Origin of the sequence: Streptomyces sp. NPDC006283, from assembly GCF_040613325.1 — a bacterium.
Lineage (GTDB): Bacteria > Actinomycetota > Actinomycetes > Streptomycetales > Streptomycetaceae > Streptomyces.
The window spans coordinates 1-6,701 of the sequence record NZ_JBEXRZ010000303.1 but is presented as its reverse complement, the minus strand read 5'-3'; the positions used below and the strand labels follow the sequence as shown (position 1 = coordinate 6,701).

Annotated in this window: 4 protein-coding genes and 4 pseudogenes; 4 read left to right on the top strand and 4 right to left on the bottom strand. The window is 67.8% G+C overall.

The window, feature by feature from the left end:
- From ABZ070_RS34370 to ABZ070_RS34360, 3 genes and pseudogenes are all read left to right on the top strand, one after another.
- Positions 1-250, top strand: a pseudogene (locus ABZ070_RS34370) (transposase); the annotation flags it as partial.
- Between the two features lie 121 nt (positions 251-371).
- Positions 372-557 (top strand): hypothetical protein, encoded by a 186-nt coding sequence (locus ABZ070_RS34365; RefSeq protein ID WP_356639769.1) that lies wholly within the window; start codon positions 372-374, stop codon positions 555-557.
- Between the two features lie 101 nt (positions 558-658).
- Positions 659-1,009 (top strand): hypothetical protein, encoded by a 351-nt coding sequence (locus ABZ070_RS34360; protein WP_356639767.1) that lies wholly within the window; start codon positions 659-661, stop codon positions 1,007-1,009.
- Positions 1,010-1,264: 255 nt separating this feature from the next.
- Here the strand turns inward: ABZ070_RS34360 and ABZ070_RS34355 are convergent.
- Positions 1,265-1,904, bottom strand: a pseudogene (locus ABZ070_RS34355) (HAD family phosphatase).
- Positions 1,905-2,648: 744 nt separating this feature from the next.
- Here ABZ070_RS34355 and ABZ070_RS34350 point away from each other — a divergent pair.
- Positions 2,649-2,744 (top strand): annotated as a pseudogene (locus ABZ070_RS34350) (transposase); the annotation flags it as partial.
- 2 nt (positions 2,745-2,746) lie between these two features.
- Here the strand turns inward: ABZ070_RS34350 and ABZ070_RS34345 are convergent.
- From ABZ070_RS34345 to ABZ070_RS34335, 3 genes and pseudogenes are all read right to left on the bottom strand, one after another.
- Positions 2,747-3,286: a hypothetical protein gene (locus ABZ070_RS34345; protein WP_356639765.1), complete on the bottom strand. Its 540-nt coding sequence runs from the start codon at positions 3,284-3,286 to the stop codon at positions 2,747-2,749.
- A 105-nt stretch (positions 3,287-3,391) separates the two neighbouring features.
- Positions 3,392-3,493, bottom strand: a pseudogene (locus tag ABZ070_RS34340) (transposase); the annotation flags it as partial.
- Between the two features lie 665 nt (positions 3,494-4,158).
- A complete protein-coding gene (locus ABZ070_RS34335) occupies positions 4,159-5,388 on the bottom strand; it encodes an alpha/beta hydrolase domain-containing protein (protein ID WP_356639763.1) in 1,230 nt (409 codons plus the stop codon).
- Positions 5,389-6,701: the final 1,313 nt, after the last annotated feature.

Here is a 6,701-nt window from a genome sequence, read left to right as displayed (position 1 = left end):
GCGGGATCACCGGCAGGTGATCGACGCGATCGCGTTCAAGTACCGCACCGGGACACCGTGGATGGACTTGCCCGAGCACTTCGGGTCATGGAAAGGCGCCCATAATCGCCTGCGGAAGTGGGCCGCCGACGGCACCTGGGAGAGGGTCTTCACCGCTCTGCTCGCCCAGGCCGACGCCGAGGGCGACCTCGACTGGGTCGTCGCGGTCGACTCCACCGTCGTCCGCGCCCACCAGCACGCTGCCGGGGCCCGCGGGGATGGTCCCCTCTTCGACCCGGCCCACGTGGACGCCATACTCTGCTCCCCGCGTCCGCAAGCATCATCCGCGCCGCCTGGTACCTCATGAGGACCGGCCCGGCCCCGGCCACCCGGTGACTGAGCGTCATCACCGGCTCAAGGGCGAGCTGGCCCACGGCATCTACCGCGGCGAGACGATGGACCGCTGGCAGGTTGAAGTCACCGCTGGCGGGCGTATCTGGTACCTACTCGACGTCGAACGCCGAACGATCTGGATCGACTGCGCTTCCACCAGCCACCCCAAGGCCACCGACCGCTAGACAGCCTCGCCGGAGCGCTGCTCTGTGGCTTCGATCGGGCTCAAGCGGGGTCGTGGCACGATGACCTTGTGGAGAGCCCTGGTCTTTCAGCGCGTCGTCGCATGCTGATCGAGGCGGTCGTCGTGGTTGCGGCGCCTGCTTCGGATCAGGTGGCTTGGCTGGACCAATACGACGTACCGCCGGACGAGATCGCCTTGGGCTTCGATGATGCCTTCCGCCTCGCTGGGCGACTGGTCGATGAGGGCCAGCTCAGTCGTGAGGTGTTGCCCTTGCTGCAGATGATCGATGAAGTTTTCATCGAGATGTCCCAGGTCACCGACGTGGATCGGTGGACAAGGGAAGCCTTGGCTACCGACGCCGGGTGGGGACGCGCCTGGCAGCTGGCGCGAGAAGTCCTCACCGCAGAAGGCGATGAGATGTTTCCGCTGCCAGGCATCCGCATCGTTCGATGAGTCCCCAGCCCGGCCAGGGCTGCTCCCTGCACCCGCGGGGATGTCCCCGGCCGAACCTCTACCCTCGCCAGGCCACGCTCTGCTCCCCGTGTCCGCGGGGATGGTCCCCACGGTCTGGACTAGGGCCAGGGCGACAAGGCCTGCTCCTCGCACCTGCGGGGATGGTCCCCCCGGGCACGAGCGGAACAGACCGCAGCGGGCTGATCAACCACTTCAACGCCTGGCCGGCAACGCTGAAGACCGGCCAGGCCGACGTCACGCGAGCGGGACACGCCCTGGGACCAAGGGTCCGGCGTCCAAGTGAGCCGCGATGCGCGTGATGGTCCGGGCGTTGTCCTCGAACAGGGTGCGCCTGCATGCCCGCCGTTTGGGCGGCCTCGACGTTGACTGCGACATCGTCGATGAACAGGCAGTTCTCCGGCCGCACGTTCAAGCTGGCGCATGCGGCCTCAAAGGCACGCAGGTCGGGCTTCTCGATGCCGATCTCGTGGGAGTAGACGATCTGCTCCACCAATTCGTCGAAGTGATACAGCGCCGTCTCCCGTTCCCGGGCGCCGACGAAGCTGTTGCTCAGGATGCCCAGCCTGCAGCGTCCCTGCAGCCCCCGCACATAGTCGATGAGGTCCTCGTTCGGCGTCCCCAGATACTCCGCCCAGAGATCGGCCATGAAGGCTTCACCCTGGGGGGCGTTGAGACCCAGCCGGAGTGCCACCTGCTCGTGCACCTCGCGCTCGCTGATGCTCCCGACGCTCCCAGCCCGCCACACGTCGCGCATCCGCTCATGGACAGTGCCCAGCGGCAGCTCCAGCCGCTCTTCCCACCGTTGCACCCATCCGGTTTCCGGAGTGATCTCCAACACGCCGCCGATGTCGAGAATGACGCAGGTCGCGGTCACGCGAACTCCCCCTCTTCGTCCTTGACCAGCGAGCACAGACCGCCCGCTCATGTGATCGGCAGAGGCACTGTCGTCTATCCCTCTGGGGCAAGGTCAAGGGATCTTCGAAGCTTGTGACAGCCCTGTCGCAACTTGCCGACTCAGCAGGTGCCTTCAAAACTCGTGACGATCTGCGAAGCCCTCGACCGGACAATGCCGTCAAAACTCGTTAACAAACGCTGTCGCAAGAAGTGATCGAAGCCAGCCATGCGTGGTTTTCCTTCGGCTGCTCCCCCCATCTGCGGGGAGGGTCCCCTCGACCGCGAATGGCTCCGCCAGGAATAAGTCTGCTCCTCGCGCCCGCGGGGATGGTCCCGACTCCCGCGTCCACGACGCGCGGGCGGTCGCCTGCTTCCCGCACTCGCGGGGGATGGTCCCCTGTACGTCGAGAAGTTCGCGACGGACGCGTTCTGCTCCCCGCACCTGCGGGGATGGTCCCGCCCTGCGCGCCGAGGGCTGCACGGTCGTCGTCTGCTCCCACCCGCGGGGATGGTCCCGAGCGCAAGGCCGCACCTCCCACCGGGACATGCGCGTCCTGGCGGCACTCCTTGAACATGAGGAAGAAGAACGCCCGCCTACTCCTGGAGAGCCTCGGATACGACCCGCACGCCGACTGAACTGCGCCGGGTGCAGCCGGCCCTGTGCGTCGCTCGTCCGGGCCGGGTGCCGCCAAACGTTCCCGCTCGCCTGGTGGGCCTTGATGTACAAGGCAGCATGATCCGCCGCTATATCATCTGGCGGAACAAGCACGCCTCCAACGAACGACTTCGCGAGGTAGTGAACAGGGCGAACGTTGCCTGATGCTAGGAACGGTCGACGGCGTCGAGGGCGTGTTCTTTGAGGAAAGCGCCCGCATGGGCTGCTGCTTCTTCCGCGGTCGCGTAGCGCGTCCCCTCGGTGACCGCGGCGGATGCTCCGTCAGCGCCCACGCCTGTCCAACTCCAGTCACCGGCGGGCGCCTGCACCAGTTCGGCAGTCCCCCCGAAGAGCGCGAGCGTGCTCCTGCCCGCTGTCGCGGGCGCTGGGCGGCTGATGGCGTCGGGCCATTTCTTACGGGCACCCTGCCGGGTGATGCCCCAGACAGTCCCCATCTGCTCGTAACTGGCGCCGTAGGAGCCAGCGGTTGCTGCCGCGTGCGCGGTCAACCGCCTGACCTCGGCGTCCATCACCTTCCAAGCGGCCAGGACGGACAGTGCCACTTCGATGGGATCCGCTTCCCACATACGGTCCGCGGGCAGCCCGGTCTGTCGGGAGCGAATCGCCGAGGCCAGCGGGTTCAAGGCGTCGTACAGCGCCTTGTCGAGTTCTGCCTGTTCTTCCGGGGTGATCTCAGAGACCATCATGTGACAACTATAGTTTCCGAATCGAGGAATGGAAACAAAAGTTTACGCACTGTCTCGCTCGCAGCCCGGCCGCAGCGGCGAGACTGGCCCTCCAGCGCTGAGCCAGGCGCCGTTCGCCCCGGGGACGACTTGGCGGAGGCGTTCGTCGGCGGCGTGCTTGTTCCGCCAAATGATGTAGCGGCAGATCGTGTTGCCCTGTTCCTGGTGGTGGGCGGCAGGCCGATCCTGGCCCGGCTGGGTGCCCGGCCTCCCATCGGTTGAGGCCGGCAGCCGCTGGGGCGTGTTCTGGTCCGGTCCGGCGGGGGCCATGTCATGGTGGGCTGCGGCCACCCTGGTCCCTGTTCCCAGGCGGTGGCCTTGAGGCGGCTGGCGCCCCCCGTACGTCGGCCGCCTCGCCCCTTGGCCAAGCCCATCCGCTCGGTGACGGCGGAAAGTGTCGATCCCTTCAACGAGACCGGCCAGCACGTTGGTCCCGAACTGGGCGGGATGCTTCCCGCCTTCCAGAACGGCCTGCACGTCGAACTGGTTGGAAAACGACGGATCCATCCCCCCTGCGTCGCGAGCACCATGACGCGTGGCTTTGTATCTCAAGCGGTCTGCCATGTGCACCTGCGCGGGACCGGGCCCTTGGGCGGGCGGTGGGGGAGGGGCGCTCCGAAGGTGCGCCCCTCCGCCGTGTACTCCTGAGCCGCACGTCTGACCGCCGGTGCGCCTCTGCCCCGGTCGTCTGCGGTACGGGCGTTCGCACCGGCAGGGCCGGATCGCGTGCGTCCGCGTGCGGTCCGGCTCTGTGGCGTGCGGTGGCGGTTCTCGTCGCCGGGGCGCGGCTGCCGGTGTGCCGTGTCATTGGCGGGGTGAGTGTCTGTGCGGGTTCACTGGGCGGTGCAGGGCTGGATCGCGACGAACTGGGTGTAGTGGTCGCGGTAGGTCTCGGTGAACGTTGACGGAGGGCACAGCTTTGCGCGGCGGCGCATGTCGGCGGCGTCCTGCGGCAGGATGAAGCCGGCTCGTTGGTAGTCACGGAGTTTGTCGCCGAAGGCCTTGGTGTAGGCCTGGTGGCTGCTGAAGCCGAGTTGCTGCGCGGTGCGCACGTTGTCGTAGCTGCCGATGAAGCCGGCGATGTACCGGGCCTCGCCGAGTTCGACGAACGGCAGCCGTGGCACGAGCCGGCCGGTGCGGTCCTCGGTGATCGCGTTGCCGTTGGCGTCCCGGACGATGCTGTCGCCCTCGGTGCGCAACTGCGTGCTCGTCGGCGGCGGTGATCCCTTGCGGACCCAGTCGTGGCCCTGCAGGAAGTGCGCGCGCAGGGCGGGCACGAAGCTCGCCGGTGTGGATCCCTTCACCGGGAACGGCACGTCCAGCGGTGCGTCCAGCGGATCCGGAACGTGCGGGCTTCCCGCGACGACGTAGAAGCGGTACCGCTTGCTCGCGACGCCCCGGTCGGTCAGGTTCGTTGGATCGTCGGCCTCCGAATTCACGATGAGGATCTTGCCCTTGTAGCGGTCGGCGGCGATGTCGGCCTGGGGGTCGAATCCCTCCGTGGTGATGGGCAGCACCAGGTCGAAGGCGCCTGCGGCATGGCCGGAATGGACCAGGCGCAGGAGCGGATACGAGCTGTCGGAGAAGCCCGTGGCGTACCGCCGGTGCACCTTGCCGACCAGTGGGCGCGCGTCGGACGAGCGGGAGGAGAGCACCCGGGCGAAGTCAGAAATGATTTCGTCGTCGACCCTCTCGCCGTCCTCCTCGAATCCGCCCTCGATGAACGTGCCGGGCACCGACGGGTCGAGGATGCGGTTGCCGAGCGTGCTCCAGCCGACACCGGCGTGCACGAATCCCTGGCGGAACAGGAAGTCCCTGCGCAGGTAGACATTCAACGCGCCGAGCCCTACCCCGAAGTGCGACGGCTCCACCACAACGGTGCCGTTGGTGTCGTGCGCATCGGCCGGAGCACTGATCCGGTAGGGCACCCGGAACCGCCCGGTCGACGTCTCGCCCTCGAACACACCGTCGTACTGCACGTAGCGGACTCCACCGAACTCTCCCAGGGGCGTGACCACGGGAGTGCCGAGCCGGTCTCCGGCATCGCCCCGCGGCGTGCTCACGACACCATGGGGAACCGCGCCAGGCTGGGAGGCGGAGGGGAATACCTGGGCGGCCGAAGCCGGAAGGGCCGGCGTCAGTGCCGCCAGCAGCAGCGCGCCCACCCTGAAAACACGCGCCCGCCCACGGCCCGGAGCCGGGCCCTTGCCTCGGAAACACAACCAGAACATCGAGTGCTCCTCCTTCCGCGCCGGGGAGCACTCGTCCGGTGCACTGGCGCTGGAGCCAGCCGATCACTTGCTGCCTGCGTCGGCCTTCCGGCGTGGCCCAAAGGAGCGAGCCGCTCTCCTCACGCAGCCGGTCACGCCTCGCTTGCTGGCTACTTACGAGCACTTCGGTGCGTACGGACGTCCCGTCGAGGATCTCTTCCCCTGCTACCTGTTGACGACCGTGGTGCCCCGCGCCTTGCGGGGATGGTCCCCCGCCTACGGGCGACTCTGACACTGACGCCCCTGCTTCCCGCGCCTGCGGGGATGGTCCCTACACGGACGAGATCGACTTCTCCACGATCTACTGCTCCCTGCACTCGCGAGGATGGTCCCCACGCAGGTGAGGGCGATGACGACGTCTGGCGCTGCTCCCTGCGCCCGCGGGGATGGTCCCAAGGTCATCGTCTACGACGACACCGGCCGCGCCTGCTCCCCGCGCCCGCGGGGATGGTCCCCATCCGGAGAAACCGAACCAGCCGACGGCGAACTGCTCCCCGTACCCGCGGGGATGGTCCGTACCTCCACACCGACCTCGAGATCATCGGCCTCTGCTCCCCGCATCCGCGGGGATGGTCTCGGCATGAAGGTCGCCCTGGTGCCCGCCTCCGTCTGCTTCCCGCATCCGCGGGGATGGTCCCTTCGTACGCAGATCAACGAGACGATTCGACAACTGCTCCCCGCACCCGGCACCGCACACGCTCTCGGCTGCGCTCCCCTGGTCCAGGCCTCATCCGTCGCGATCTCCGGCGAGGGACCATCCCCGCGGGTGCGGGGAGCAGAGCATGTTCGTCGGGCTTCCGGGCCTGCGGTGTCTCGGACGCCTTCCACCGGCTGACCGGCGGCGCCGACCTTTCCCTGGAGCGCCGTGCGCCTGCTGGGGATGGCCGGCCACCACGGTCAGGCGGCGTGGGCGGAGGAGAGTTCCTCGGTGCAACGTCGTCATCCCCGGCTGCCAACGGCCTGGCCTACGCCGTGCCTACGGCTCAAGCAACTCCGCCTCAAAGTGGGCAGCTAGTACTGCAACGGTTCTTGTCGTGACGGTTTGACCGTGTGCTCGTTGAGCTGTTCATGGGTGGGGAACGTGCTGAGGTCCGATGGTGGGCGGG